The 24,472-nt window shown below is 71.5% G+C and carries 25 protein-coding genes and 3 pseudogenes; 12 read left to right on the top strand and 16 right to left on the bottom strand.

Translation table 11 applies throughout. The features are described from left to right. Positions 1-157: 157 nt before the first annotated feature. Both ACIOC0_RS16300 and ACIOC0_RS16295 read right to left on the bottom strand, forming a co-directional pair. Complete coding sequence (locus tag ACIOC0_RS16300) at positions 158-460, bottom strand: putative quinol monooxygenase (RefSeq protein ID WP_402155655.1); 303 nt, start codon at positions 458-460, stop codon at positions 158-160. A gap of 71 nt (positions 461-531) precedes the next feature. Further along, complete coding sequence (locus ACIOC0_RS16295; protein ID WP_402155654.1) at positions 532-1,494, bottom strand: carbohydrate kinase; 963 nt, start codon at positions 1,492-1,494, stop codon at positions 532-534. 249 nt (positions 1,495-1,743) lie between these two features. Here ACIOC0_RS16295 and ACIOC0_RS16290 point away from each other — a divergent pair, with 249 nt between their 5' ends. The 4 genes from ACIOC0_RS16290 to ACIOC0_RS16275 all read left to right on the top strand — a co-directional run bounded on the left by ACIOC0_RS16290 (position 1,744) and on the right by ACIOC0_RS16275 (position 5,904). Then, positions 1,744-2,766: a sugar ABC transporter substrate-binding protein gene (locus ACIOC0_RS16290; RefSeq protein ID WP_402155653.1), complete on the top strand. Its 1,023-nt coding sequence runs from the start codon at positions 1,744-1,746 to the stop codon at positions 2,764-2,766. A 190-nt stretch (positions 2,767-2,956) separates the two neighbouring features. Continuing rightward, positions 2,957-3,970: an ABC transporter permease gene (locus tag ACIOC0_RS16285; RefSeq protein ID WP_402155652.1), complete on the top strand. Its 1,014-nt coding sequence runs from the start codon at positions 2,957-2,959 to the stop codon at positions 3,968-3,970. Beyond that, a complete protein-coding gene (locus ACIOC0_RS16280) occupies positions 3,967-4,803 on the top strand; it encodes an ATP-binding cassette domain-containing protein (RefSeq protein ID WP_351094019.1) in 837 nt (278 codons plus the stop codon). The genes ACIOC0_RS16285 and ACIOC0_RS16280 overlap by 4 nt, the downstream gene beginning before the upstream one ends. A 78-nt stretch (positions 4,804-4,881) precedes the next feature. Beyond that, the gene (locus ACIOC0_RS16275) at positions 4,882-5,904 is read left to right on the top strand and encodes a LacI family DNA-binding transcriptional regulator (RefSeq protein ID WP_402155651.1); all 1,023 of its coding nucleotides are present in this window, start codon (positions 4,882-4,884) and stop codon (positions 5,902-5,904) included. 93 nt (positions 5,905-5,997) lie between these two features. Here ACIOC0_RS16275 and ACIOC0_RS16270 read toward each other — a convergent pair whose 3' ends face one another. Both ACIOC0_RS16270 and ACIOC0_RS16265 read right to left on the bottom strand, forming a co-directional pair. After that, a complete protein-coding gene (locus ACIOC0_RS16270; RefSeq protein ID WP_402155650.1) occupies positions 5,998-6,540 on the bottom strand; it encodes a hypothetical protein in 543 nt (180 codons plus the stop codon). A 182-nt stretch (positions 6,541-6,722) separates the two neighbouring features. Next, positions 6,723-9,503, bottom strand: a complete 2,781-nt coding sequence (locus tag ACIOC0_RS16265) for an AAA family ATPase (protein ID WP_402155649.1) — start codon at positions 9,501-9,503, stop codon at positions 6,723-6,725. Positions 9,504-9,820: 317 nt separating this feature from the next. Between ACIOC0_RS16265 and ACIOC0_RS16260 the strand changes: the two genes are divergently transcribed. Continuing rightward, entirely contained in the window at positions 9,821-10,384 is a 564-nt protein-coding gene (locus tag ACIOC0_RS16260; protein WP_351094023.1) for a PadR family transcriptional regulator, read from the top strand. An 11-nt stretch (positions 10,385-10,395) separates the two neighbouring features. Here ACIOC0_RS16260 and ACIOC0_RS16255 read toward each other — a convergent pair whose 3' ends face one another. Both ACIOC0_RS16255 and ACIOC0_RS16250 read right to left on the bottom strand, forming a co-directional pair. Further along, the gene (locus tag ACIOC0_RS16255) at positions 10,396-11,202 is read right to left on the bottom strand and encodes an SGNH/GDSL hydrolase family protein (RefSeq protein WP_402155648.1); all 807 of its coding nucleotides are present in this window, start codon (positions 11,200-11,202) and stop codon (positions 10,396-10,398) included. Between the two features lie 206 nt (positions 11,203-11,408). Beyond that, positions 11,409-11,711, bottom strand: coding sequence for a hypothetical protein (locus tag ACIOC0_RS16250; RefSeq protein WP_402155647.1), 303 nt, complete (start codon positions 11,709-11,711; stop codon positions 11,409-11,411). A gap of 90 nt (positions 11,712-11,801) precedes the next feature. Here ACIOC0_RS16250 and ACIOC0_RS16245 point away from each other — a divergent pair, with 90 nt between their 5' ends. Beyond that, entirely contained in the window at positions 11,802-12,350 is a 549-nt protein-coding gene (locus ACIOC0_RS16245; RefSeq protein WP_402155646.1) for an isochorismatase family protein, read from the top strand. A 51-nt stretch (positions 12,351-12,401) separates the two neighbouring features. Here the strand turns inward: ACIOC0_RS16245 and ACIOC0_RS16240 are convergent. Continuing rightward, a pseudogene (locus ACIOC0_RS16240) lies at positions 12,402-13,075 on the bottom strand (hypothetical protein). 151 nt (positions 13,076-13,226) lie between these two features. Between ACIOC0_RS16240 and ACIOC0_RS16235 the strand changes: the two are divergent. After that, a complete protein-coding gene (locus ACIOC0_RS16235; RefSeq protein WP_402155645.1) occupies positions 13,227-13,787 on the top strand; it encodes a GNAT family N-acetyltransferase in 561 nt (186 codons plus the stop codon). On the opposite strand, the gene ACIOC0_RS16230 is transcribed toward ACIOC0_RS16235, so the two are convergent. Then, on the bottom strand, positions 13,777-14,466 hold the full coding sequence (locus tag ACIOC0_RS16230) for a DUF4328 domain-containing protein (protein ID WP_402155644.1): 690 nt from the start codon (positions 14,464-14,466) through the stop codon (positions 13,777-13,779). The two genes, ACIOC0_RS16235 and ACIOC0_RS16230, sit on opposite strands and share 11 nt — an antisense overlap. A 223-nt stretch (positions 14,467-14,689) precedes the next feature. Between ACIOC0_RS16230 and ACIOC0_RS16225 the strand changes: the two genes are divergently transcribed. Then, positions 14,690-15,430: a VOC family protein gene (locus tag ACIOC0_RS16225; protein WP_402155643.1), complete on the top strand. Its 741-nt coding sequence runs from the start codon at positions 14,690-14,692 to the stop codon at positions 15,428-15,430. A gap of 81 nt (positions 15,431-15,511) precedes the next feature. Here ACIOC0_RS16225 and ACIOC0_RS16220 read toward each other — a convergent pair whose 3' ends face one another. The 4 genes from ACIOC0_RS16220 to ACIOC0_RS16205 all read right to left on the bottom strand — a co-directional run bounded on the left by ACIOC0_RS16220 (position 15,512) and on the right by ACIOC0_RS16205 (position 18,551). Beyond that, positions 15,512-15,946 (bottom strand): VOC family protein, encoded by a 435-nt coding sequence (locus ACIOC0_RS16220; RefSeq protein ID WP_402155642.1) that lies wholly within the window; start codon positions 15,944-15,946, stop codon positions 15,512-15,514. 98 nt (positions 15,947-16,044) lie between these two features. Continuing rightward, positions 16,045-16,620 (bottom strand): hypothetical protein, encoded by a 576-nt coding sequence (locus ACIOC0_RS16215; RefSeq protein WP_402155641.1) that lies wholly within the window; start codon positions 16,618-16,620, stop codon positions 16,045-16,047. A gap of 9 nt (positions 16,621-16,629) precedes the next feature. Then, positions 16,630-17,289 (bottom strand): response regulator, encoded by a 660-nt coding sequence (locus tag ACIOC0_RS16210; RefSeq protein ID WP_402155640.1) that lies wholly within the window; start codon positions 17,287-17,289, stop codon positions 16,630-16,632. After that, positions 17,286-18,551 (bottom strand): sensor histidine kinase, encoded by a 1,266-nt coding sequence (locus ACIOC0_RS16205; protein ID WP_402155639.1) that lies wholly within the window; start codon positions 18,549-18,551, stop codon positions 17,286-17,288. The genes ACIOC0_RS16210 and ACIOC0_RS16205 overlap by 4 nt, the downstream gene beginning before the upstream one ends. Before the next feature lie 130 nt (positions 18,552-18,681). Here ACIOC0_RS16205 and ACIOC0_RS16200 point away from each other — a divergent pair, with 130 nt between their 5' ends. Together ACIOC0_RS16200 and ACIOC0_RS16195 are read left to right on the top strand one after the other, a co-directional pair. Beyond that, on the top strand, positions 18,682-19,602 hold the full coding sequence (locus ACIOC0_RS16200; protein WP_402155638.1) for an ABC transporter ATP-binding protein: 921 nt from the start codon (positions 18,682-18,684) through the stop codon (positions 19,600-19,602). Further along, positions 19,599-20,423 carry an ABC transporter permease gene (locus tag ACIOC0_RS16195; RefSeq protein ID WP_402155637.1) on the top strand — a complete coding sequence of 275 codons (825 nt, stop codon included), beginning with the start codon at positions 19,599-19,601 and terminating at the stop codon, positions 20,421-20,423. Before ACIOC0_RS16200 ends, ACIOC0_RS16195 begins: the two co-directional genes overlap by 4 nt. Before the next feature lie 102 nt (positions 20,424-20,525). Here ACIOC0_RS16195 and ACIOC0_RS16190 read toward each other — a convergent pair. From ACIOC0_RS16190 to ACIOC0_RS16175, 4 genes and pseudogenes are all read right to left on the bottom strand, one after another. Further along, positions 20,526-21,001, bottom strand: a pseudogene (locus ACIOC0_RS16190) (hypothetical protein); the annotation flags it as partial. A 29-nt stretch (positions 21,002-21,030) separates the two neighbouring features. Further along, positions 21,031-21,477, bottom strand: a complete 447-nt coding sequence (locus tag ACIOC0_RS16185) for a DUF6882 domain-containing protein (protein WP_402155636.1) — start codon at positions 21,475-21,477, stop codon at positions 21,031-21,033. Positions 21,478-21,493: 16 nt separating this feature from the next. After that, positions 21,494-21,691, bottom strand: a pseudogene (locus tag ACIOC0_RS16180) (RNA polymerase subunit sigma); the annotation flags it as partial. A gap of 276 nt (positions 21,692-21,967) precedes the next feature. Beyond that, positions 21,968-22,321, bottom strand: coding sequence for a WhiB family transcriptional regulator (locus ACIOC0_RS16175; RefSeq protein WP_402155635.1), 354 nt, complete (start codon positions 22,319-22,321; stop codon positions 21,968-21,970). A 203-nt stretch (positions 22,322-22,524) separates the two neighbouring features. On the opposite strand from ACIOC0_RS16175, the gene ACIOC0_RS16170 reads away from it, so the two are divergent. Continuing rightward, positions 22,525-22,758: a hypothetical protein gene (locus ACIOC0_RS16170; protein ID WP_402155634.1), complete on the top strand. Its 234-nt coding sequence runs from the start codon at positions 22,525-22,527 to the stop codon at positions 22,756-22,758. Positions 22,759-22,939: 181 nt separating this feature from the next. Further along, a complete protein-coding gene (locus ACIOC0_RS16165; RefSeq protein ID WP_389037950.1) occupies positions 22,940-23,998 on the top strand; it encodes a LacI family DNA-binding transcriptional regulator in 1,059 nt (352 codons plus the stop codon). Positions 23,999-24,472: the final 474 nt, after the last annotated feature.

Here is a 24,472-nt window from a genome sequence, read left to right as displayed (position 1 = left end):
CCCACAACCTGCAGCCGGGTCGGCGCTTGTCACTTCCAGGGTAGGCATCACCCAGGTGGCGGCGCGCGTCGAGCCGGACGGTCCGCCGCGCCGGGCGGCAGCCGAGGGCGGGCCGGCGGTGCCCCCGTCGGCCTCCGTCCGGTGCGTCACCCCTGCGTCATCGGTGCACCGCCAGCGGGTCGAGGAACGTCAGGACCGACGCGTCCTCCTCGATGAGCGGCGTGAGGGCCGCGTTGAACGGGGCGCCGTAGGGGGCGTTCAGGTGTGCCCGGAAGGCGTCCTCGTCGCGGTAGACCTCGAAGATCCAGAAGGCCCGCGGGGCGGCCGACTTGGTGTAGACGTCGAAGGTGAGGTTGCCTTCCTCTTCGCGCACCTTCAGGGCGTAGTCCCGGATCAGCCGGGCGACCTCGTCCTCCGCTCCCTCACGGGCGGTGAACTCGGCGAGCAGGGATTTCGTCATGGCTTCGGTGTCCTTCTCGGGTGACGGGCGGGCGGTCGCAGGAGTGGAAGCAGTGGGCGGTGCACGGGTCGTCAGGCGTCGGCGGTGGTCGCCGAGCGCGTCAACTGGTCCTGCCACGGAGGGTTGGGGCCGGCGACGGAGCAGGTCAGAGCGGCGACCCGGGCGGCGAAGCGGCCGGCCTCCGCCACGTCGTCGAGGGTGAGGCCGGTCAGCCGGCCGCCGAGGGCTCCGCGCGCCCCGAGGTGGTGCAGGAGCCCGGCGGTGAAGGAGTCCCCCGCGCCCACCGTGTCGACCACCCGCGTCGTCGTCGCCGGTACCCGCAGCCGTTCGCCGTCGAGGGAGACCAGCGCGCCGTCGCCGCCCAGGGTGATCACGACGAGTCGTGCCCCCGCGGCGTGCCAGGTGTCGCACGCCTGCTCCGGTGGGGTGCCCGGCAGCAGCAGCTCCAGGTCGTCCTCGCTGAGCCGCAGGATGTCGGCGAGTCGGCACCAGTGCGCGAGCCGGTCCCGGTAGACGTCGGGGTGCACGAGCAGTGGCCGGACGTTGGGGTCGATGCTGACGGTGGCCCGGGCGGCGGCGGTCGCCAGGAACTCCTCGACCACGGCCGCGCCGGGCCGGCGGACCAGCGCGAGCGATCCGGTGTGCACGCAGGCCGTCCCGGACAGGTCCACCCGGGCCAATTCGCCCGGGGTCCACTGCCAGTCGGCCGTGTTGTCCGCGTGGAAGGAGAACGCCGCCTGCCCCCGGGCGTCCAGTTCCGCCACGGCCAGCGTGCTGGGCTCGGCCGCCGGCACGGCGTACGACAGGTCCACGCCGGACGCCTCCAGGTGGGTCCGGAACAGGCGGCCGAACACGTCCGACGACAGGCGGGCGACGAACCGCGCCGGGGTCCCCAGCCGGGCCAGTGCCACCGCCGTGTTCGCCGGTCCGCCGCCGGGCAGGACGCGCAGCGCGAGTTCGTTCGCGGCCGGCGCGGGCTCGGTGAAGGCGTCCGCGACGCACTCTCCCAGGACGGTGATCTGAGGCGGTCTCATGGGCTGCTCCTTCTGCGGAGGGACGGGACGACCGGGCGCTTCGCGAAACAGCCGTCGACCGCTGCGCGGGGAGGGCGCTCACGGACGTTGCCGTTTTGTGACGAGTGCAAGGCATTGACGTTGCCGGGAGAGGGAGTCCATCATCCTCGCCATGCAGTGTCAACGATGACATAAGTCAGCGTTGACACCCGGGGGCGGCACGTTCCGATCTCCCGGTCCCGTGCCGCTCGTCATCCCACAGGAGTGATCATGTCTCGCACCACTCGTCTGCCCTCCTCCCTGATCAGAGCCGCCGCTGCCACGGGCGTCGCGGCCCTCGCCCTGACGGCCTGCGGACCCGGTTCCAGTGCCGGGACGGGCGCCTCCGGCTCCGGTTCGGGCGACGTCAAGGTCGGTCTGATCACCAAGACCGACACCAACCCGTTCTTCGTGAAGATGAAGGAGGGCGCGGAGAAGACCGCGAAGTCCGAGGGCGTCCAGCTCATGACCGCGGCCGGCAAGTTCGACGGCGACAACGCCGGGCAGGTCACCGCGATCGAGAACATGGTCGCCGCCGGTGTGAAGGGCATCCTGATCACCCCCAGCGACTCCAAGGCGATCGTGCCCGCGATCGAGAAGGCGAAGGCCAAGGGTGTCCTGGTCATCGCCCTGGACACGCCGACCGAGCCGCAGAGCGCGGTCGACGCCCTCTTCGCCACGGACAACCTCAAGGCCGGTGAGCTGATCGGCGAGTACGCCAAGGCCGCGATGAAGGGCAAGACGGCGAAGATCGCCGCCCTCGACCTCGCGCCGGGCGTGTCCGTCGGCGTCCAGCGCCACGACGGCTTCCTGAAGGGCTTCGGCGCCGCCGAGAAGGACGTCGTCTGCGCTCAGGACACCGGCGGCGACCAGTCCAAGGGCCAGACCGCGATGGAGAACTGCCTGCAGAAGTCGCCCGACATCAACGTCGTCTACACCATCAACGAACCGGCCGCCCTGGGCGCGTACACCGCCCTGAAGGCCAAGGGCCGGGAGAAGGACGTCCTGATCGTCTCCGTCGACGGCGGATGCACCGGCACCCAGGCCGTCAAGGACGGCAAGATCGCCGCCACGTCGCAGCAGTACCCGCTGAAGATGGCCGCCGAGGGCGTCAAGGCCGTCGTGACGTACGCGAAGGACGGCAAGAAGGCGTCCGGTTACACGGACACCGGGGTCACGCTGATCACCGACAAGGCGCAGGCCGGGATCGCCTCGAAGGACACCGCCTTCGGCCTGGAGAACTGCTGGGGCTGAGGTCCGCCCGAGGACCTCACGAGACAGCCACTCCCCTCAGCGGGGCGGCCGGCCCGACACCTGCCCGACGCGCGGGAACGACCCGCGGTGACGGCCCGCGGTGACAACCCGCCACGGCCCGCGGTGACGGCCGCCCCCCTTGTCCCGGCGACAAGGATCTCTGTCTGATGACAAGGACTTAGGACTTCGCATGACAGCCACGTCCACACCCCCGACCACCTCCTCACCGTACGCGGAGCTCAAAGCGCCGACGACGGCCCGCAGACTGCTCACGGCTCCGACCACCGGCCCCCTGGCCGCGCTCCTCCTGGCCTGCGCCTTCTTCTCCCTGTCGACCGACCAGTTCCTCACCGGCGGGAACTTCTCCCTGATCATCCAGCAGGTGATGGTCGTCGGCACCCTCGCCATCGGGCAGACCCTGATCATCCTCACCGCGGGCATCGACCTGTCCTGCGGCGCGGTGATGGCCTTCGGCAGCATCGTGATCGCCAGGATGGCGGCCGAGGGCACCCTGCCGCCCCTCGCGGCCATCGCGCTGGGCCTGGTCGTCTGCGGCGGATTCGGCCTGCTCAACGGGGTGTTGGTGCAGAAGATCCCACTGCCGCCGTTCATCGTCACCCTCGGCATGCTCAATGTGGCGTTCGCGCTGACCCACATCTACTCCGAGGAGCAGACGGTCACCAGCCTGCCCGGCCCGCTGACGGCGCTCGGTGAGACGTTCCCGCTCGGCTACACCGACGTCACCTACGGCTCGCTGGTCACCATCGGCCTGTTCCTCCTCCTGGCGTACCTGCTCAGCAGCACCGGCTGGGGCCGGCACGTCTACGCGCTGGGCAACAGCCCGGAAGCGGCGCGGCTGAACGGCATCCGCACCTCCCGGCTGACCATCGGCGTCTACGCCGCCGCGGGACTGCTGTACGGCGTCGCCGCGCTGCTGCTCATCTCCCGCACCGGCGTGGGCGACCCGCAGGCGGGACAGACCGACAACCTGGACAGCATCACGGCCGTGGTCCTCGGCGGCACGAGTCTCTTCGGCGGACGCGGTTCGGTCCTCGGCACCTTCATCGGCGTACTGATCGTGGGCGTCTTCCGCAACGGCCTGCAGCTGATGGGCGTCGCCTCGATCTACCAGACCCTGATCACCGGTGTCCTGGTGATCCTCGCGGTGACCGTCGACCAGATCTCCCGGAAGAAGGCCCGATGACCGCCACCGGCTCCCCCACCCCCGTCCTCCAGGCCCGCGGCCTGGTCAAGCGCTACGGCCATGTCACCGCCATCGACGGCGCCGACTTCGATCTGCTGCCGGGCGAGGTCCTCGCCGTCATCGGCGACAACGGGGCCGGCAAGACCAGCCTGATCAAGGCCCTCACCGGCGCGCTGGTCCCCGACGCGGGCGAGATCCGCCTCAACGGCGAGCCCATCGCCTTCTCCGGTCCGCAGAGCGCCCGCGCCCACGGCATCGAGACGGTGTACCAGGACCTCGCCGTGGCCGCCTCCATGGACATCGCCTCGAACATGTTCCTCGGCCGGGAGCTGCGCCGCCCCGGCGTCCTCGGCAACGTCTTCCGCGTGCTGGACAAGAAGCGCATGCGGCAGGAGGCCGCCGAGCACATGGCCGACCTGAAGATCGGTCTGCGCTCGCTCACCCAGGCGGTCGAGACCCTGTCCGGCGGACAGCGGCAGGCCGTCGCGGTGGCCCGCGCCGTCGCCTGGGCCCGCAGCGTCGTCGTCATGGACGAACCCACCGCCGCGCTCGGCGTCAAGGAGTCCGGCCAGGTCCTCGACCTCATCCGCAGGGTCCGCGACAAGGGCATGCCCGTGGTGCTGATCAGCCATAACATGCCCCACGTCTTCGAGATCGCCGACCGGATCCACGTCCACCGGCTGGGCAGGCGCGCCGCCGTGATCAAGCCGTCGGACTACTCCATGGCGGAGGTCGTCGCGATCATGACCGGCGCGCTCACCGTCGACGCGGCTGGGGCTACTGTCGTAGCGGACTCGAAGGCCGCGAAGGCCGCCGGGGTCCAGGCCACCTGACAGAACGACACCCGCTCTCACCGTTTCCGGCCGAGGCCGAGGCCGGAACACGAGGGCTCACAGGAGACGGTTTCCTTCATGGCAGCGAACCGCCGCCCCACCCTGGCCGACGTCGCCCGAGAAGTCGGCGTCAGCGCGAAGACTGTCTCGCGCGTCCTCAACGAGGACGGACCCGTCTCGGCGCAGACCAGGGAACAGGTGCTCGCCGCGGTGGCCGCGCTGGGATTCCAGCCGAACCTCATGGCGCGCAACATGCGCGTCGGCGGCCCGGACACCACCATCGGGCTGGTCGTCCCCGACCTCGGCAACCCCTTCTTCGGTGCCGTGGCACGGGGCATCGAGGACAGCGTCCGCGAACGGGGACTGACCCTGCTCATGGGTTCGTCCGCGGACGACGCCGAGCGCGAACGCGCCCTGACGGCGAAGTTCCTCGCCCGGCGCGTCAGCATCCTGATCGTGGTGCCGTCGGTGGGCGCCGACCACTCCCACCTCAAGGCGCAGCGCACGGCGGGGCTGCCCGTCGTCTTCCTCGACCGGCCGGGGGTCGGTCTGTCCACGGACAGCATCGTCAGCTCCAACCGGGAGGGGGCCCAGGGCGGCGTCGCCCATCTGATCGCCCACGGGCACCGGCGCGTCGGATTCGTCGGCGACCTGCCCGTCAGGCTGTACACCCGCCGCGAGCGCCTGGCCGGGTACCGTGCGGCGCTCCAGGAGGCGGACATCCCCTACGACCGCTCGCTCGTCGCCAGCGCACACGACCAGCGGGGGGCGGAGGCGGAGACCGCCCGGCTGCTCGATCTGGCCGATCCGCCGACGGCGCTGTTCGCCGGCAACAACATCATGGCGCTCGGGATCGTGGCCGAACTGGCCCGCAGCAAGCGCAAGGAGGTCGCGGTGGTCGCCTTCGACGACGTGTCCCTCGCCGAGGCACTGGAGCCGGCGCTGACCGTCGTCGCGCAGGACCCCGAGGAGATCGGCCGCAGCGCGGTGGCGACCGCCCTGGCCCGCCTCGACGGCGACCGCTCCCGGGCCCGCACCATCACCGTCCCCACCCGGCTGATCGTCCGGGGCTCCGGGGAGCAGCCCGCGCCCACGCCGTGAGGGGCCGTCCGCGCCGGCTTCGCAGCCCGGGGAACCCCTGCGGCTCATCGGTCGGCAGGGACTGACGAGGACGGCGGGCTGTGCGGACACTCCCTAGGAGTCGCAGCTGCCCGGGACGTAGCTGAAGCCGTCGAGGTACAGCATGTCGAAGCCGAGCGCCTCCTCGTAGCTCACCGACCAGGTCGAGCGGACCGGGCGAGCGCCCTGGACGTAGAAGGTCATGGTGTCGCCCTCGGTGACGACGGTTCCGGAGAAGCCCCCGTCGCGGTCGGCAGCCGTGAAACGGCCGTCGTCGGCGAACGCGTAGGTCCAGTGACCCGAGGCGGTGTCGTTCCGGCCACCGCACCAGACGCCCACGACACGTTGCGGAACACTGCCTGTCGGTTCGAGCGACGGCGGTTCCGGATCGGTCGTGTCGTCAGGCGGCTCCGGATCGGTCGTGTCGTCAGGCGGCTCCGGATCGGTCGTGTCGTCAGGCGGTTCCGGATCGGTCGTGTCGTCAGGCGGTTCCGGCGTGGGTGAGGTCAGGTCCTCCGTAGGCGGCGGTGCGGGTTCGGTCGTCTCCTCGGCGGTACTTCGGTTCGGGCCGATCCGGTCGTCGTCCGAACAGGCGCTCACGGACAGCAGGAGCGCCACGCTCAGTCCGAGAGCACAGAGGTGCCGCGAGAGTGCGGTTCGCGGGGATGCACGCATTCTTCCCCCAAGTGAGTATGCGCGGTGGGCTTCTTCAGCACGCTACGAAGGAACGGCACGGGCTCACATCAGTGGTTTCCCCAGGGGTGTTGCCGACGCGTCTCCGTGTGGAGCGGGCGCGCCGCTCATACGGGGAGGTGGGCGTCGACGGCCAGGCGGCCGGCGAGTTCTACTCGCGATCGAACGGCGAGCTTGGCGTAGATATGACTGAGGTGGTACTCGACCGTCTTGTCCGACAGGAACAGGGCCGCTGCCACCTCGCGATTGGTGTGGCCCTTGGCGACGAGGACCGCGACCTGCGTCTCCCGTTCGGTCATCGCCACCGGCTCACCGCCGCGGCGGGCGGGCGTCTCGAATCCGGCCGCTCGCAGTTCCCGCTCGGCGAGCGAGGTCCAGGGATCTGCGCGAAGGCGCTCGAAGGCTTGTCGGGCGGAGATGAGCGGACGACGGGCGGCGCCACGCTTCCGCGTCCTGCGCAGAAACCGCCCGTAGGCGAGCTCGGTACGTGCCTTGGCGAAGGGATCCGGCAACCGTTCGTGGTGCCGCAGCGCCTCCACGAAGGCGTCCTCGTCCGCTTCGACCAGGCCTCGGCACCGGGCGCTCACCGCCTGCCCCCAGGTGGACGGCGCCTGCCGGACCTGGCTCGAGAGCTCGTCCAGGGCGGCGCGAGCACCGGCGGGATCGTCCGAGGCCAGGCATGCTTCGACGAGGTCGGGCTGATGCTGCAGCACCGTCGGTTCCCTCAGCCCCGAAGCCGACAGTTGTTGTTGAAGGTCGCTCAGGCGGGCCGCGGCTTCGGCTTCTTTGCCGACGCCCAGTTCGAGCAGCCCCAGGGCGGCGTCCAGGTAGGGACTGACCAGTTCCGCGCCCCGGCCTTCCAGGAGACCGCGAAACCGGCGGGCGTGCTCGTCGCATTCCGCCGTGCGGCCCCGGGCGGCCTCGATCCGGGCCAGCGTGGCGATCGCGTACGCCTGCAGCACCGGCTGCCCGATTTCGTCGGCGAGTGCGGCGCCCTCACTCGCCAGGGCGTAGGCGTCGTCCCAGCAGCCGGTGCGCAGTTGTGTGTCCGCCAGGACGGTCAGATAGGGGACGAGGCGCTCACAGGCCCCGATCCTGCGTGCCGACCGGACGGCTCGCTCCAGCAGCGTGCGCGCGGAGGTGAACCGCTCCAGCCACATGAGGTCCATCGCGCAGAAGCTCGTGACCTCGACACCGATGGAGAGCGGGTCGGTCGAGGCGAGGAATTCCTCGCAGGAGTCGAACACGGCGGCGGCCGGGCGGCGTTCGCCGGCGAGGACGAGCGTGTGGGCCCGCATCAGCGCCGCGGATCGGTCGAGGACCGCAGTGCCGCCGTCGCGGGCGAGCGCGCAGGCCCGGTCGGCGGTGCTGCGGGCCTGGGCGACCGCGCCGCCCATGCATCCCGCGCCGGCGGCGGCGATCAGCAGGGGGACCGCCTGCGCTGCCTGGAGCCCGGCCGCCATGTCGACCAGTTGGTCGTGCACCCGGCGTGGCGGCCGTCGCACGAGCGCCACCTGGCTGCGCAGCGCGGTCGCGCCCGCGCGGACAGCCGCATCGTCGGTGGCGTTCGTCGCCGTCTCGGCCAAGGCCAACGCCTGTTCCTCCCGGCCGGCGAGTTGTTCCGCCTCGGCGGCCGCAAGGAGGTGGCGGCCGCGGTCGGCCGGTACGGGCGAGAGATCCGCGGCACGCTCGTAGGCGCGGGCGGCTGCGGGCAGGGCGCCTCGTTCCCGGGCGCGCGCCGCGGTGTCGGCCAGCGCGGACGCGGCGGCCGGATCCGGCGCTGAGGCCGCGGCGGCGAGGTGCCAACTGCGTCGGTCGCGGTCCACCGGGCCGGTACGGTCGGCGAGCGCCCGGGCCAGGGCCCGGTGGGCCGCGCGTCGTTCCTGGGCTCCCGCCAGGTGGTACGCGGCGGCGCGCAGCAGCGGATGCAGGAAGCGCACCTTGCCGCCGGTCAGGTCGACGACGTTCGCCGTCTCGAGCGCCCGCAGGGCCTCGCCGTCCAGCGCCAGATGCCGGAGCGCCGCAGCCAGGACCGCGGCCTCGTCGGTGTATGCGGCCGCCACGACCGTCACCGCTCGGCGGCCGGCCTCCGGCAGGGCGGCCAACCGGGCACGGTAGGCGGCGGTCAGCCGCGGACCCACCGGGAGGGGATCGCCGGCCTCCTGGCCGGGCCACGCGCGCTCACGCAAGACGGGCGCTGCTTCCAGCAGGGCCAGAGGGTTGCCCGCGGTTTCGCGGTAGAGCCGTTCGAACGCCTCGCCGGCGGCGTCGACGCCGGCCACCCTCTGCACCAACGCGGCGGCCGCCGCCGGGTCGAGACCGGTGAGAGCCAGTGCCGGCAGGCCCGCCTCGGTGAACCGGCAGGCCTCGCCGTCTCGCGCCGTGACCAGCACAGCGACGGGCTCCGCCTGCAGACGCCTCAGAGCGAAGAGCAGCGCGTGGGTGCTGGCCTCGTCCATCCAGTGCGCGTCGTCCACGGCGACCAGCACCGGTGTGGTGGCCGCGGCGTCCGTGAGCAGCGTGAGCGTGGCCGCTCCCAGGGTCAGTGCGTCGGGTGCACCGCCCGCCTCCAGCGCCAGAGCGGTGCGCAGGGCGCGCGCCTGCACGGAAGGGAGTCGGTCTATCAAGTGGCGTACGGGGCGCATCAGTTCAGCCAGTCCGGCGAAGGCGAGTTCGGCTTCCATCTCGATGGCAGTGGTCCGCAGCACCGCCATCCCGGCGGCCTGCGCCACCGCCTCCTCGAGCAGGGCGCTCTTGCCGATGCCCGGCTCGCCGTGGAGGAGGAGGACACCGCTTCGTCCCCGCCGGGCGTCCGCGAGCAGTCGCCGCAGTCGTTGCCGCTCGTCCGTGCGCGACAGCAGCCCGCACCGTCCGGGTTCGAGCGTCACCACATGCACCCCCATGAAGCGCGTTCAGTTGCGATGTGCGTACGTTGCGTGACGAGTGTGGCCGATGGCCCGCGGCTCCCGCAGGAACTGCGGAACATCCGGATGGCTGCGCGATGCGACAGCGAACCGCTCCGACCGCCGTTCGCGCGGGCGGCGTGACGGTGCGGGCCCGGTCGCCGAAGGTCCGGCGTCCCGGGGCCGACCATGTCGTACGCCCCGGTGATCGCCTGCGCCGCGCCGCGTGGCCCTGGCAGGCGTCCGCCCCAGCGTCGTACAGTCACTTCGTTGATTAGTCACCGTGCTGTTAGCGTGGGCGCATGGCATTGCGGAACGCGGTGATGGCCGCGCTGCTGGAGGGTGAGGCGTCCGGGTACGACCTCGCCAAGGGGTTCGACGCGACGGTCGCCAATTTCTGGATGTCGACGCCCCAGCAGCTCTACCGGGAGCTTGAGCGCATGGAGGCCGAGGGGCTCGTGACGGCCCGGGTGGTCGAACAGGAGCGGCGGCCCAACAAGCGGCTGTTCTCACTGACCGAGGCGGGGCGCGAGGCCGTCCATGCCTACACCGCCGAGCCGCCGGGCAGGCCCGCGGTGATCCGGGACGAGCTGATGGTCAAGGTGCAGTGCCTGGACGCCGGCGACGCCGACGCCGTGCGCGCGGCCATCACCGAGCGCATGGAGTGGGCCACCGCCAAGCTCGCCCGCTACGAGAGGATCCGGCAGCGCCTGCTGGACGGGCGCTCGGAGGAGGCGTACTTCGCGGAGGCCGAACGCATCGGCCCGTACCTCACCCTGCTGCGCGGGATGTCGTTCGAGCGGGAGAACCTTCAGTGGGGGGACATGGCGCTGCGGCGGCTCGACCAGCGGGCGGGCGCGGTCTAGCGGGGCATTCCTCACGCCGCGGGGGAGGTGTCCCCGGCAGGCCAGGTCACCGGGAGCAGATCGGGCCGCTTGGCGTGGCGGCCGTCGCCGGAGGAGCGTCCGCGCAGGCGGCGCAGCACCCAGGGTCCCAGGAAGGCGCCAGCCCAGCGCAGTTCGGCGGCCGCGACCCGCAGACCGGAGGCCCTGGCCACGCCGGCCGGCAGGGGCAGGGTCCAGCTGTCGTCGCTGCCGGGCAAGGAGAGCGCCTGGGCGACGGCGGCCGCAATGCGGGCGTGGCCGAGCGGGCCGGCGTGGAGCCGGTCGGCGCTCCACAGCCGGGGATCGGTGACGACGGGGTGCGCGGCCGTCTCCGCCACCACTACGCCGTGCCGGCCGGCGGCCTCCCGGATGCGTTCGTTCAGGGCGAGGAGCCGGCGGCCGATCGGGCGGGCCAGCGGCGTGATGCGGCCGGCGTCGGGGAACGTGAGCGTCGCGACGGTGGCGCCCTGGGCGGTCAGGGCGGCGAACATCGCCTCCAGGTGGCCGGTGACCTCGTCGACGTCGCAGCTCGGCCGCAGCACGTCGTTGACCCCGGCCACGACGGTGGCCAGGTCGGGGCGCATCGCGAGCGCCGGGCCGAGCTGCTCGGCCCGCACTTCGCCGGCCTTCCGGCCGCGTACCGCGAGGTTGGCGTAGAGCAGGCCCGGGCTGTCACGAGCGATCTGCTCCGCGAGCCGATCCGCCCAGCCCCGAAGGCCCTGGTCGTCGTCGCCGTCCCCGAGCCCCTCGGTCTGGCTGTCCCCCAGCGCCACGTACCGCTGAATCACGCCGTCCGACATCGGCTACCCCACCCTCGTCAACATCGCCGGCGAACCCGGTGACCGCGGCCAGTGATCACCGAAGCACCTAGGTGTTTAGTTGACTATGACGATAGCGTGAGCAGGGAGCCGCGCACAGTCCGGGTGGCACACGTGGTCCGACGGCGTGCCGCGACCGAGCGAGCGAGCTCCCGATGCCGTGCCGCCACCGCCCCGACGCCACTGCGTCACATCCCTCCGCCGTCCCACATCTCGGGCCGGTCGTAGATCTGCCGCAGCAGTTCGGCGAACGCGTCGCCTTCCAGCAGGACGGCGTTGCAGTCCAGTGGAATCCGCTGGTCGTTGATCGCCACCGTCGGTGTGCCGGGACCTTCCGGTTCTTCCGCCTCCCCGGCCTCTTCGTACGCCTTCTGAGCCGCAGTGACGAAGTCGCCGTGGTTCAGGGACTTCACCGCGGCGTCGAACTCCGGGGTGCGCAAGCCCTCCACCCTTTCGGCCAGTTCCAGCACCCGACGCCCCCCACGGACCACGAGTCACGCCCTCCCCCTCGGAAACACCGTGACCCTAGATCATCCGTGAAAGGCCATACCAGTAAATATGCCGCCGGATAGGCTCGTGGGATGCCCGACGCAGCGCTGCTCATCATCGACATGCAGAGTGCCTTGCTCGACGACGCCTACCAGGCCGGGAGTTGCCTGCGCAGGGTCGCCGGCCTCGCCGAGCGGTGCCGCTTCACCGGTGTGCCGATCGTTTACCTGCGGCAACGGCTCCACGACCTGCCCGCCGATCGGACCGACGTCGACATCCATCCCGCCTTGGCGCCTCGGCCGGGCGATGTCGTGCTGGACAAGGACAGCGCGGACTCCTTCCTCGACTCCGGGCTCGGCGATCTGCTGGACGAGCTCGGAGTACGTCGGGTGATCGTCACCGGTTTCGCCACCGAGTACTGCGTCGACTCCACCAGCCGCAGTCTGCTCTCGCGTGGCTACGACCTCGTGCTGGTGTCAGACGGACACACCACGCCGGAACGCCCGCTCGGTGCCGCGCCGTCGGCCGCACAGGTCATCGCCCACCACAACACGACGTTCTCGGACATCCAGTACGCCGGGCGTTCCATCACGGTCACGCCGGCCGCGCAGATCCGCTTCGATGCGGCACGGGCGAGTTGAGGGTGGCGACCGAAGGTCGTTCATACTGCCGGCGCTCCGGGTTGCCAAGAGTCACTGGATGCTCCAGCGGTGTGGATGCTCGGGGTTGCCGGGGCAGGCGAAGACGTTGAGTTCGCCCCAGCGGCCCACGGTGACCTCCGTGGGAGTGGCGTGCCGGCGACCGGACCGGCTCCGGTCCTCCAGCGGCTTCCAGCTGCCGCTGCCGCCGTCCCATTCCGAGCTGTCGATGGTCAGCAGCAGTTGCATGGGGGTCGTGCAGGTCAGGCAGTCCATGGGGTACGGGTCGGTCGCGTGCCAGGAGGCGAAGCCGCCCACTCGCCAACCCGGCGGGATGGAGAGGTCGTACTGGTAGGCGTACGGCTCTGTCGTGCCGTAGTCCTCCGTCTGTTCGGCTTCCTCCGCCGGTGCTCCCGACTCGACTCGCCCAATATGTCACGTTCTTCATCCGTAGGGCCGGAAGCCTGCTCACGCTCCCACGCGGAAGCCAGGATCTGCCGGGAGCGGCGGATGTCGGCCGGGCGCAGGCCCCGCCCCCGGCCGTGAGTCTCGCCGCACATCGGCCACGGTTCGTCCGCCGGCCACAGCATGGGACCGCCCACGGAACTCACCGAAAGGCCTGGTGTACCCGGCCGCGGATGGAGCCGGGTCGTCGTCCCCCGAAAGGTGGCCAGTTCCGGGAAGAGCGCCTCGACATCGAGCGGGCGCGGGGGCGTGGTCCTCGTCATGGGGGCGACCTTAGACGTCGGGCAGAGCGGTGGCCGCGCACGGCTTTCGCCGGACCGTCGGCGCTTCATCGGAGTACGACACGGTGATCGGTGATCGCCGGATCAATCCAGAAGCGGCGAGGCGCAGTTGAGCGTCTGTTAGCGTGCGCCGATGGAAGATCTGGGAGTTGTGGACTGGCCGCCCGCGCCGGTCGGGAGCGAGCGGCTCGTGCTCCGGGAGTCTGAGGCGCGGGACCGTGCGGCGTTCGTCGACCTGCTCGCCTCACCTGAGGTGCACACCTACCTCGGCGGCCCCCGCCCGCGGGACGAGCTCGAACGCGAGATGCCGGAGGTGCCCGGGCGGTGGCCCGGGAGTTTCGTCGTCGATCTCGACGGGGCGATGATCGGCCACATCCTGCTCCGGAGGGCGACCGGGCACCGTCGCCCCGCCGCCGCGGGCAAGGCCGACCTCGGCTACCTGTTCCTGCCGCGGGCGTGGGGGTACGGGTACGCCGCCGAGGCGTGCGCGGCGGCACTCGGCTGGTTCGACGGCGTTCTTCCCGGCGAGCCGGTGGTGCTCACCACCCAGACGGCCAACATCGCCTCGATGCGCCTCGCGGCGAAGCTCGGGTTCACCGAGGTGGAGCGATTCGAGGCATGGGGCGCGGAACAGTGGCTCGGCATGCGGCCCTCGCCTGCGACGGTCAAGTCGGCGACGCCGCCTACGGATTGACGGGAGCCGTTGCGAAGGCCCCCTGTTCCGCCTTGTGTGGTTGCATGGCGGTGAGCCGGATCGCGAAGTACCCCGCGGCGACGGCGGCCAGGACGCGGGGTCCGTCGGCGACGGCGGCCAGGACGTGGAGTCCGTCGGCGACGGCGTACCACACCACCCCGTCGCGCAGCGCCGAAAGGGGCGCGGCGGCAACGCCGTCGCCGGCTATCGCCTTGACCAGAGCCACGGAGACGAACAAGGCCCACCACAGGTGGACCGGCCAGGTCCGCATCCGCGGGGTCTCGCGGTCGCGCGGCACCGGGGCGGAGGCCGCCCACGTGCCGAGGGCGACGCGGTAGGGCATCCACAGGTTCGCGACGGGGATGATCCAGGCGCCGACGGCCCGGCCGGGGCCGTTACGGAACAGGCCGGGCGCCATCAGACCGGTGGCGCGGCGCATCTGCGCGAACCACGTCACGAAGGCGACCGCACAGGGCAGGAACACCATGCCCTGCCAGCGCGTGGACGTCCCGTACAGCGAGGCGGCCGTCTCCAGATCGTCCCGGGAGCCCGTGACCATTCCGGAGTCCCCGCCGATCGCCGAGGGGTACCGGACCGCGGCGCAGCCGCCGAGCAGGTCGCAGAACGCCGCGACCGTCAACGCCGCCAAGACGCCGACGAGGAAGCCTTTCGGCGGCATGTACGAGGTCCCTGGCAGTTTCGGTACCGTGTGGAACGAGGACATGACGAGGGGACCCCCACGGGCGACGGACGCGGACGCTGGGCAGGATCACTCAGCCGACGCACGCCGGGCATCGGCGTTCCGTCCATGACAATCCGCTGGAGCCACGCGGTCACGGAGTCACAGAGCCGCACCCGGCCGTCGCCCTGCGGGGTCGGGCGGAGTGCCTATGATCGACGGCATGGCGTTGCGACCCGTTCACGTGATCGTGAAGGCCCTCGATCCTTCGGCCGTCGGCCGGTTCTGGGCGGAGGCGCTCGGCTGGAGCGCCTACAGCCCCGGCGTGACCACCTACGTCGGACCGGCCGGTGGCCTCGTCTGGCCCGACCCGGTCGTCGTCGGCATCGATGTGGTCCCCGTCCCGGAGCCCAAGACGACGGCCAAGAACCGTGTGCACCTCGACCTGGCCACCGCCTCCGCGACACATCAGGCGGAACTGGTCGCGCGCCTCGGGGCGCTCGGTGCGACACCCGTCGACGCGGGTCAGGGCGACGTGCCGTGGACGGTCCTCGCCGACCCCGAGGGCAACGAGTTCTGCGTGCTGGAGCCTCGGGAGATCTACCGGGACACCGGACCCATCGCCGCGATCGTGGTCGACTGCGCGGATCCGCGGGCCATGGCCCGGTTCTGGGGTGAGGCTACGGACTGGACCCTGCTTGAAGTCAGCGACGAGCAGGCGGTGTTGCGCTCCGCGAAGGGTGTCGGCCCATATCTGGAGTTCCTCCGCACACCCGATGTGAAGACCGTGCCGGACCGCGTCCATCTCGACCTGCTGCCGTACCCGGGGGACGACCCGGCGGCGGAGGCTGAACGGCTGCGGGCCCTCGGCGCCACCGACCTCGATGTCGGCCAGGGCGACGTCTCCTGGACATGCATGACCGACCCGGACGGACACGAGTTCTGTGTCCTCGCCCCGTCCTGACGGGCCAACTGCCGTCTCTGCTCTGTGCCTTGGACGCGAATCAAGTCGAGACGGCTTCCTACTCGCCGGCGTCGAGGGCGCTCAGTCGAGACAGAACTCGTTGCCTTCGACGTCCTGCATGACGATGCACGACTCGTTCTCCTCGTCGGCGAGCAGCACGCGTACGCACACAGCGCCGAGCGCGACGAGTCGTGCGCATTCGGCCTTGAGCGTGGCGAGGCGCTCCTCACCCACGAGTCCGGTGCCGACCCGTACGTCGAGATGCACCCGGTTCTTGGCGACCTTCCCCTCGGGGACGCGCTGGAAGTACAGGCGCGGGCCGACACCCGAGGGGTCTTGGCACGCGAACCAGGCTCCCTGCTCCTCTGGCGGCAGCGAGCGAGTGTAGTCGTCCCAGGTGTCGAATCCCTCGGGCGGCGGCGGCACGACGTACCCCAACACCTCGCACCAGAAACGAGCCACGCGCTCGGGGTCCGCGCAGTCGAAGGTGACCTGGAACTTCTTGATCGCTGCCATCGGGCCACCGTAGCAGCAGAACTTCACTGCATTCTGCCTGCTCATCTCCCTTTCGAACCAAGCCCCTTGGTGACGTGACGGCCCCTCCTCGCCGCCGGTCAGCGGCGCAGTCGTTCCAGTTCGTCCGCGCGCCGGTGGTCCTTGGGACGGCCCAGGGAGCGCCGCATGCGGACCAGGTCGTCCAGGGCGGCGTAGGAGACGGCGAAGCCCGCCGGGTCGTGGGTGGTCAGCGCGCGGGTGAGGCAGGGGGCGGTGTCCAGGTCGCCCCAGTGCAGCGCGGTCGTGCACAGGTCGCCGCCCGCGCCGGTCACCCGGTAGGCCGCCTGGGGCCGGTCGAGGTCCGGCAGTTCGGTGCAGCCTGCGGCGGTCAGGGCGGTGCGCAGGGCGTGCGCCTGCTCGGGCGTTCCGTCCCACAGCAGGTCGAGGTCGCCGGTCGGCTCGGCCGAGCCGTGCAGGATGCCGGCGACCTGACCGACGACCATCGCGCGTGAACCGGCATCGTGCAGCGCCCGGAGGAAGGGGAACGGGTCGAAGCCGACCGCGCCGTCCGTGGCGAACGTCCCGGCGACGTCGTCGGCTTCCTCCAACGCCCGCCCGGTGGCGACACGTTCACGGGCGGCGTGCTGGATACGGCGTACGGCCTGACGAAGTCGCAGAGCGGCAGTCTCGTTCACGCGCCTCATTCAACCGCAGGTCACCAGTCCCGACTCGTAGGCCGTGATGACCAGTTGAACCCGGTCCCGGGCGTCCAGCTTGGTCAGGAGGCGTGACACGTGCGACTTGGCGGTGGCCACCGAGATGAAGAGGTCCTCGGCGATCTCCGCGTTCGACCGGCCGCGTCCGACCAGGGTCAGCACCTCCCTTTCGCGCTCGGTGATGCCGGCGACCGGACGCGGCGGACGGTGCGGGACCGTCTCGGGGCGTGCGACGAAGTCGGCGATGAGACGGCGGGTCACGCCCGGCGCGATCAGTGCGTCACCGGCGGCCACCACACGGACCGCCGCGAGGATGTCGTCCAGCGACATGTCCTTCACCGCGAAGCCGCTCGCGCCGGCGCGCAGTGCCCCGTAGACGTGGTCGTCCTCGTCGAACGTGGTCAGGACGAGGACGCGCGTGTCCGACGGTCCGGCCGTGATCCGGCGGGTGGCCTCGATGCCGTCCATGCCGGGCATGCGGATGTCCATCACCACGACGTCGGGGCTGAGGTCCCTGACCAGTTCCACGGCCTCGGCGCCGGTGGCGGCCTCGCCGACGACCTCCAGGTCGGCATGGTCGGCCATGATCACACGGAGGCCGGACCGCACCAGCGGCTGGTCGTCGGCGAGTACTACCCGGACGCTCATCGAGCCTCCTCCGCGAGCCCGGCGGGGGCGGGCAGCGGCAGCCTGGCCGCCACCAGGTAGCCGCCCTCGGGGCGCGAGCCGACGGTGAGACGGCCGTGGAGCAAGGCGACCCGTTCACGCATGCCGACGAGACCGAAGCCATGGCCCGAGTCGTCCTCGGTGAGGCCGCGCCCGTCGTCGGCGATCTCCAATGTCAGCTCCTCGTCCCCGTAGTCGATGGTCACCCTGCACCGTCCGGCGCCCGCGTGGCGGACGACGTTGGTCAGCGCCTCCTGCACGATGCGGTACGCCGACAGTTCGATCTCGGCCGGCAGGACACGCTGCTCCCCGCTGCGGCACAGGTCGACGCGTACGCCGGCGTCGGTGGTCGTCGCCGCGAGCTGTTCCACGTCCGCGAGGCCGGGTGCGGGCGTCGACGGCAGGTTGGCCGGAGGGGTCGCGCACCGGCCTGCCCGCACGCCGCGACTGACCCGTTCGGCTCCGGTCGCTCGACCAGCCCCGCCATCCCCGTCCGCCCGGTCCTCCCGGTCCGCCCGGCGCAGTGACACCAGTGTGCGGCGCAGGCCGGTCAGCGTCTGTCGGCTCGTCGTCTCGATGGCGCGCAGGGCCTCACGCGCCTGTGCCGGCTGAGTGTCGATGACCCGGCTGCCCACGCCGGCCTGGATGGCGATGACGCCGATGCTGTGCGCGATGATGTCGTGCAACTCCCTTGCGATGCGCAGCCGTTCGGCGGTGACGGCCTCGGCGACCTCCTGCGCGCGCAGCGCGACCGCGTGCTCGCGACGCTCACGGCTCAGCAGCCCCGCCATGCAGGACGCGGACGACGCCAGAATGGCGATGACCGCGTGGACGACCAGACCGTCCCCGTGTGCGAAGAGGCCGATCACGAGGAGCTGCACGACGAGTGTCACCGCCACGGCCACGATCACGGCCCGTCGGGCGCAGGTGGCGACGATGACGCCCAGGACCAGGTCCACCGCCAGGTACGACAGGAACTGGCCCTGGTAGGAGGCATCCACGCCCGCATGGGCGGAGCTCGGGACGCCCGCGATGACAGCCGTCGATCCGATGAGGGCGATGGCCAGAGCCGGCAGGGGCGTACGCCGCACGACGCCGGCGAGCAGGCTCACGGCCAGCAGCGCGCCCACACCGTGGACCGTGCCGGACGCCCGCGGCGCACCCCCGATCAGCAGGCCGACCGTGAGGAGGTAGCACACGCCGCCGGTCCATGCTGCGGTCTTGGTTCTCGTCGCGGGGTTCACGCCGGGAGAGTAACCGGCCGTCCTCCGCACGGCATCGGGCCGGGGACGTACGCCCACGGGTTGATCCCGGCGACGGGATTGCCGCCCTCGGCCCCATGCCCGGGCGAGGCCGCCCCGACAGGCTGGTGCCGTGATCGAAGTCAGCGAACTCACCAAGCGATACGGCGACAAGACGGCCGTGGACCGTCTGTCCTTCACCGTGCGGCCGGGCCAGGTCACCGGCTTCCTCGGCCCCAACGGCGCGGGCAAGTCGACCACCCTGCGCATGATCCTGGGCCTGGAGGAACCCGGCAGCGGTACCGCCACCGTGAGCGGTACGCCCTTCCGTCGACGTCCGCGCGGACTGCGGCACGTCGGCGCCCTCCTCGACGCCGGGGAGGTCCACGGCGGCCGCAGCGCCCGCGCCCATCTGTGGGCTCTGGCGCGCGGCAACGGCATCGCGCGGCGGCGGGTGGACGAGGTGCTTGCGGAGGTGGGGCTGAGCGAGGCGGCCGGGCGGCGCGTCGGCGGGTACTCCCTCGGCATGAGGCAGCGGCTGGGGATCGCCGCCGCACTGCTCGGCGATCCGCCCGTGTTGGTGTTCGACGAGCCGGTGAACGGCATGGACCCGGAGGGCGTGCGCTGGGCCCGGAGCCTGTTCCGGCGGCTGGCGTCCGAGGGGCGCACGGTGTTCCTCTCCAGCCATCTGATGTCGGAGATGGAGAACACCGCGGACCGGTTGGTCGTCATCGGCCGGGGTCGCCTCATCGCGGCCGAGACCGCGGGCGACTTCGCGGCTCGCGGCGCGCGCCGCGGTGTCGTGGTGAGCACGCCGCGGTCCGACGAGCTGGCGGCACTGCTGACCGCTTCGGGCGCCTCGGTCGAGCCGGAAGGCCCCGCGGGCTGCGGGAGGCTCGCCGTGAGCGGGTTGACGGCGGACCGCATCGGAGCGGTCGCGCTTGAGCACGGTATCCGAGTGGACGAACTGACCACGCGCATGGCCTCGTTGGAAGAGGTCTTCATGGAACTCACCGCCGACAGCGTCGAACACCGGGCAGGACGGCTCCGATGACCTCCCTCAACTCCCCTTCCCCGCACCCCCTCTCCCCCAGCTCCCGCACCCGCTTCCGTGACCTGTTGGCCTCCGAATGGATCAAGACACGTTCCCTGCGGTCCACTTGGTGGACGATCGCCCTGACGTTGGTGTTCGTCACCGGCTCCTCGGCCGTGGCGACCCTCGCGGACGACACCTACGCCTCGGGGCGCGCGGCCTTCCTGCCCTACGTGTGCTATCCGCCGGCCGGTTACTGGACGCTGGCGCTCGTCTCCGTCGCCGGCGGGGCCCTGAGCGTCGTGAGTGAGTACGGCACGGGTCTCATCCGCGTCACCATGGTGGCCGTGCCCGCCCGAGGGTCGGTCGTGCTGGCGAAGGCGGCCGTCGTCGCCGCGCTGTGGACGGTGGTCGGCGCGGCGAGCTCCACCGGCTCGTTCGTGACCTCACAGGCCGTCCTCCACGCGCGGCACGCCGCGGTGCCGCTCACCGAGCCCGGAGTCGCGCGGGCGGCGGTGGCGTCCGCGCTGCTGGCTCCGGTCTGCGCGCTGGTCGGTCTCGGCTTCGGGGTGCTGCTCCGGTACGCTGCCGCGACCATGGTGACCAGCGTGTTCACACTGCTGATGCTGCCTCCCATGTTCTCGGAGGGCGAGCGCTGGTCGGCGGGTGTCAACCATGCGATGGTGCTGTCAGCCTGGAAGCGCCTCATCCAGAACTGGGAGCCCGATCCTGACTCTCTGGCCCACACCGCCACCGTCCCAGGCTCCTGGGCCGTGTACGCGGTGTGGCCGCTGGTCGCTGTGGTGCTGGCCGTGGTGGTCGTACGGCGTCGCGACGTGTGAGTGTGGGGCATGCGCGGGCCCTTGCCGGGCGCGTTCGTCTCCTGAGGCTGTCGCAGGACGGCGGAACTTCTCCACCGATCTGCTGGTTTCGGATCGGGGTCTGCGCAGCGGGCCTTGTTCATCCACGGAGATGGTCGGCGTGGACAGGAACACATCGGCCTTCACCGGGCCGTAGGCGATGTTGGACGTGTCGAGCCAATACGACCCGGTCCCGCATCCCCGTCGCGCTGCTGAAGCGGTAGTTGAGCTGCCGGCGCACCCACTGGCCGGGAGCGAGCCGCACCGGCGGGGGGCGTCGGGGCCGGGGAGGCAGGCCGAACACGGGCTGGACCCGGGGGAAGACGCTGAGGCGTCCGTCCTCCTCCCGAAGCCGGACATCGACTTTGCGGCGATCCTCCCGGGCCTCGAAGGGCTCGAAGCCGTCACGCTCGTGCATCCGGATCACAGGTGCGGAGGTGCCGGTCCCGGCGTGCGGCAGCACGAAGCCGACCGGCGCCGCGTTCCTGCGCGAGGCGGCCTGTCCGCCGCGGGACTTCTTGGTCCACGACGTCCGTATCCCTCTGGACGGTGATCTCCATGGCACACTCCCGCCGAGTCGTAGAGGCACTCACTTCGGGTGCCGGCTCGTGCGCGCCAAGCCGTGGATCATGAAGTGGAGTCGCACCTCGTCCATGTACTCCGACCACAGCCCCTCGGCGTCGAGGACGGCGGCCGCGACCGTCCGGGCCTCCGTGACAAGATCGGGGTGGTGGTCGAAGCCGCGCCAAGGAAGGACGGGGTAGTCGTTCCGCTCGCCGTACTGCCGCACTCGCTCGATGTCGCCCGGGACAGCGTGCGGCAGCGAGTCGTTCGCCCAGGACCACAGCCACGTCTGCCGGGCCAGGCTCACGCTGCCGATCATCGTGAGGCGGCCGGTGAGGAACACCTCTCCGTCGCGTGACCAGGTGATCCGCGCGTCGTCCATCGACCAGTCGTACTGCACGTCCCCGGACAGGCCGAAGCGCTCGATCATGAGGGTCTGCCGCGCGCGGGCGCGCTCCCGGGCGGCGAGCACGACCGTCTCCCAGTCCGAGGACGAAGGCCTCGCGGCGGTCGGCGGGGAGTGCGTCCAGGAGTTCGGCGAGGGCGATGCCGTCGTCGAAGCCGGGCAGGTCGCGCGGCTGTGCGCGTTCGGCGGCCGACAGCCAGTCCTCCGTGTCCGACAGGCGGGGCCGGCAGGAGAGGTGGCGGAAGTTGTCGATCACGGCGCGGCGGGCGAACCGCAGGACGCGGAAGGCCGCGCGTTCGCCGTGTGCCGGCCACTGGTTGCGCTCCAGAAGGGAGCGGTGCCGGTCGAGGAAGGCCCAGTAGCCCCCCGTGTACGGGCACGCGTGGGCGCCCGTGCGCCCGCCGGGCCGGTGGACGCAGAGGCCGCACAGGTCGCTCATGCGGTTCAAGCACACAGGCACGCAGGCACGCAGGCACGCAGGCACGCAGGCACGCAGGCACGCAGGCACGCAGGCACGCAGGCACGCAGGCAGACCGTAAGGCCTGCCTGCCATCCGCTACGGCGTTCGGTCCCGCACGTGCGTCGACCGCCACGCCGACGACGCCCGGGGGGCCGGGCCGCCGTCCCGCACCTCCTTGCTGATGGCGCGGCGCTGTGCGGCGGTGGTGGCGCCCCAGATGCCCGCGTCCTCACCCTGTTCGATCGCCCATGAGCGACAGGCGAGAAGGACGCGGCACCGTCGGCAGACCGCGAGCGCTCGGGCGACCTGGGGATCTGATTCCCGCTCGGCGAGAGGGAAGAACAGCTCGGGGTCCTCGCCGACGCAGGCGGCGTCCCGCAGCCACGTCCGGGCCGGCCACGACTCCTCGACGTTCGCGCCGAGGGGAGAGAAGCAACTGTTTTCGGACACGGCACACCTCCGCATCGTGCCGACTTGAGCCGGCACGTGGCTGCGGCACGGGGTGCGCCGCAGGCCCGGCAGAGGTTGCGTCTTCCACCGTAAGCCGCCGACGTGCCGGACGGGAGGGCCAAGGAACCGGCAACGGCAGCTTCGCACGACACGGTCCGTGCGGAAAAGGCCCGGAAAGCTGTTCTCGGCACCTTTTCCGGCATATGCCCCGCGCTCGCCTGCACGGGCCCCCGCATCCGAATCCGACGCCCCCGTCAGCGCTCGGCGCTCTCCACCGCGTTCCTGAGCCCGCTCAGCGCCTCCCGCAGGCCGTGGTCGACCCGCTCGCCCTCGACGTGCCGGGTGTGCAGTTCGACGGTGAGCCGGGAGCTGCCAGGCTCGTCGCCGGCCTCGACGTGCAGCCGCCCGCGGCCTCGACGTGCAGCCGCCCGCTGTAGGGACGCGCGCTCCCCGGCCGCCGCGGGGCGCCGGTCCGGCGAGGCACGGCCTCGCCGGACACATGGGCGAAACAGTTACCTCACGAGCCATTGACAGGAGCCCCAGCCGTCGGCACTCTCATGTGCACGCGGTTGGCTAAACGATTTACCAACCCGGAATCCACTACTTCGGGCAGGTTTCATGGCACGCCGGATCGGGATCAAGGACGTGGCCGCGGCGGCAGGTGTGTCGACCGCGACGGTGTCGCACATCCTGAACGGGGTCGAGGGCAAGCGGGCCAGCGCGCAGACGCGGGAGCGCGTCCTCCAGGTCGCCCGGGAACTCGGGTACGCGCCGAACGGCCTCGCCCGGGGACTGCGGATGCGGCGTTCGCAGACCATCGGTTTCGTCAGCGACGAGATCGCCACCACCCCCCACGCGGGCCGGATGATCCTCGGCGCGCAGGAGGCCGCGGCCGCCGCGGGCATGGTGCTGCTGCTGGTGAACACCAGCGGTGACGCCGAACTGGAGCGCACCAGCATCGAGATGCTGCTCCAGCGTCAGGTGGACGGCGTGCTGTACGCGGCGATGTACCACCGGGACGTACGGGTGCCGGCGAGCCTCGGCTCGACGCCTACCGTGCTGCTGGACGCGCGCGCCGAGGACCCCGCCATCCCCTTCGTCATCCCCGACGAGGTCCAGGGCGGCCGCACGGCGGTGCGGGAGCTGACCGACCACGGGCACCGCAGGATCGGCGTGACCGTGCAGACCGTCGACCTGCCCGCCAAGCAGGGCCGTCTGGAGGGCTACCGCAGGGCGCTGGCCGAGGTCGGCGTCCCCTACGACCCGTCGCTGGTCGCCGCCGAGACGGCGGTGCCCTTCGGCACGACCGCCGGTGACGTCGACGCGGGCTACCGCGCCGCCCGGCGCCTGCTGACGGCGGAGCGGCGCCCCACGGCGCTGTTCTGCTTCAACGACCGTATGGCCGCCGGTGCTTACCGCGCCGCCGCCGAGTTGGGACTGTCCGTCCCCGACGACCTGTCGGTCATCGGGTTCGACAACCAGGAGCTGGTCTGCGAGGCCGTCCACCCCGCGCTGAGCACGGTCCAGCTGCCGCACTACGAGATGGGGGCACGGGCTGTGGCCCAGTTGCTCGCGCTCACCGAGACACCGGGCCGGCCACCGGGCCCGGACACCCAGGAGATGCTGCTTTGCCCGCTGGTGGCGCGGGCATCGGTCGCTTCGCCGCCCCGACTCTGACCCCGGGACGGCGAAGCACTTCACACCATGACAGGCGACCGTCGTGACCGGTCGTCATCCCTGTCAGCACTATGAACACAGTGAGGGTACACACATGTCCCCCGAGGATTTCGACGAACCACCGGGCCGGCACGGTCCGCTGACGCCGCCCGGCAACCACCCCGGCGCCGCGGGCACTTGGGCCCGGCAGCCGCGAGAACAGCGAGTACGGCGAGAGTCTCGAACAGCGCGGGCGCCGCGGGCGTACTGACGGCAAGGCCGTCCCGCCGCTCCCCCGGCGCGGTGCCGGACCTCGCTGCCGCCGTCATGCTCCCTGACTCCGCGCGTCCCTGACGTCATGTGTCCGTGACTTCATGCTCCATGACTTCACGCGTCCATGACTTCATGCCTCAGTGAGCCCGTGCGGGACATGACGCGTCACAGCTCCCTGCCGTCATGTCCTCATGCCGTCGCGCCCTCTTGCCGCCATGCCGG

The organism is Streptomyces sp. NPDC088254, from assembly GCF_044740925.1.
GTDB lineage: Bacteria > Actinomycetota > Actinomycetes > Streptomycetales > Streptomycetaceae > Streptomyces.
This window is presented reverse-complemented; position numbering and strand designations above follow the sequence as displayed.

Bases quoted from the DNA above. Each gene is read 5' to 3' on its own strand.
- ACIOC0_RS16300 (WP_402155655.1), bottom strand. From the start codon at position 460: ATGACGAAATCCCTGCTCGCCGAGTTCACCGCCCGTGAGGGAGCGGAG.
- ACIOC0_RS16295 (WP_402155654.1), bottom strand. From the start codon at position 1,494: ATGAGACCGCCTCAGATCACCGTCCTGGGAGAGTGCGTCGCGGACGCC.
- ACIOC0_RS16290 (WP_402155653.1), top strand. From the start codon at position 1,744: ATGTCTCGCACCACTCGTCTGCCCTCCTCCCTGATCAGAGCCGCCGCT.
- ACIOC0_RS16285 (WP_402155652.1), top strand. From the start codon at position 2,957: ATGACAGCCACGTCCACACCCCCGACCACCTCCTCACCGTACGCGGAG.
- ACIOC0_RS16280 (WP_351094019.1), top strand. From the start codon at position 3,967: ATGACCGCCACCGGCTCCCCCACCCCCGTCCTCCAGGCCCGCGGCCTG.
- ACIOC0_RS16275 (WP_402155651.1), top strand. From the start codon at position 4,882: ATGGCAGCGAACCGCCGCCCCACCCTGGCCGACGTCGCCCGAGAAGTC.
- ACIOC0_RS16260 (WP_351094023.1), top strand. From the start codon at position 9,821: ATGGCATTGCGGAACGCGGTGATGGCCGCGCTGCTGGAGGGTGAGGCG.
- ACIOC0_RS16255 (WP_402155648.1), bottom strand. From the start codon at position 11,202: ATGTCGGACGGCGTGATTCAGCGGTACGTGGCGCTGGGGGACAGCCAG.
- ACIOC0_RS16245 (WP_402155646.1), top strand. From the start codon at position 11,802: ATGCCCGACGCAGCGCTGCTCATCATCGACATGCAGAGTGCCTTGCTC.
- ACIOC0_RS16235 (WP_402155645.1), top strand. From the start codon at position 13,227: ATGGAAGATCTGGGAGTTGTGGACTGGCCGCCCGCGCCGGTCGGGAGC.
- ACIOC0_RS16230 (WP_402155644.1), bottom strand. From the start codon at position 14,466: ATGCCGCCGAAAGGCTTCCTCGTCGGCGTCTTGGCGGCGTTGACGGTC.
- ACIOC0_RS16225 (WP_402155643.1), top strand. From the start codon at position 14,690: ATGGCGTTGCGACCCGTTCACGTGATCGTGAAGGCCCTCGATCCTTCG.
- ACIOC0_RS16220 (WP_402155642.1), bottom strand. From the start codon at position 15,946: ATGGCAGCGATCAAGAAGTTCCAGGTCACCTTCGACTGCGCGGACCCC.
- ACIOC0_RS16210 (WP_402155640.1), bottom strand. From the start codon at position 17,289: ATGAGCGTCCGGGTAGTACTCGCCGACGACCAGCCGCTGGTGCGGTCC.
- ACIOC0_RS16195 (WP_402155637.1), top strand. From the start codon at position 19,599: ATGACCTCCCTCAACTCCCCTTCCCCGCACCCCCTCTCCCCCAGCTCC.
- ACIOC0_RS16170 (WP_402155634.1), top strand. From the start codon at position 22,525: ATGCCCCGCGCTCGCCTGCACGGGCCCCCGCATCCGAATCCGACGCCC.
- ACIOC0_RS16165 (WP_389037950.1), top strand. From the start codon at position 22,940: ATGGCACGCCGGATCGGGATCAAGGACGTGGCCGCGGCGGCAGGTGTG.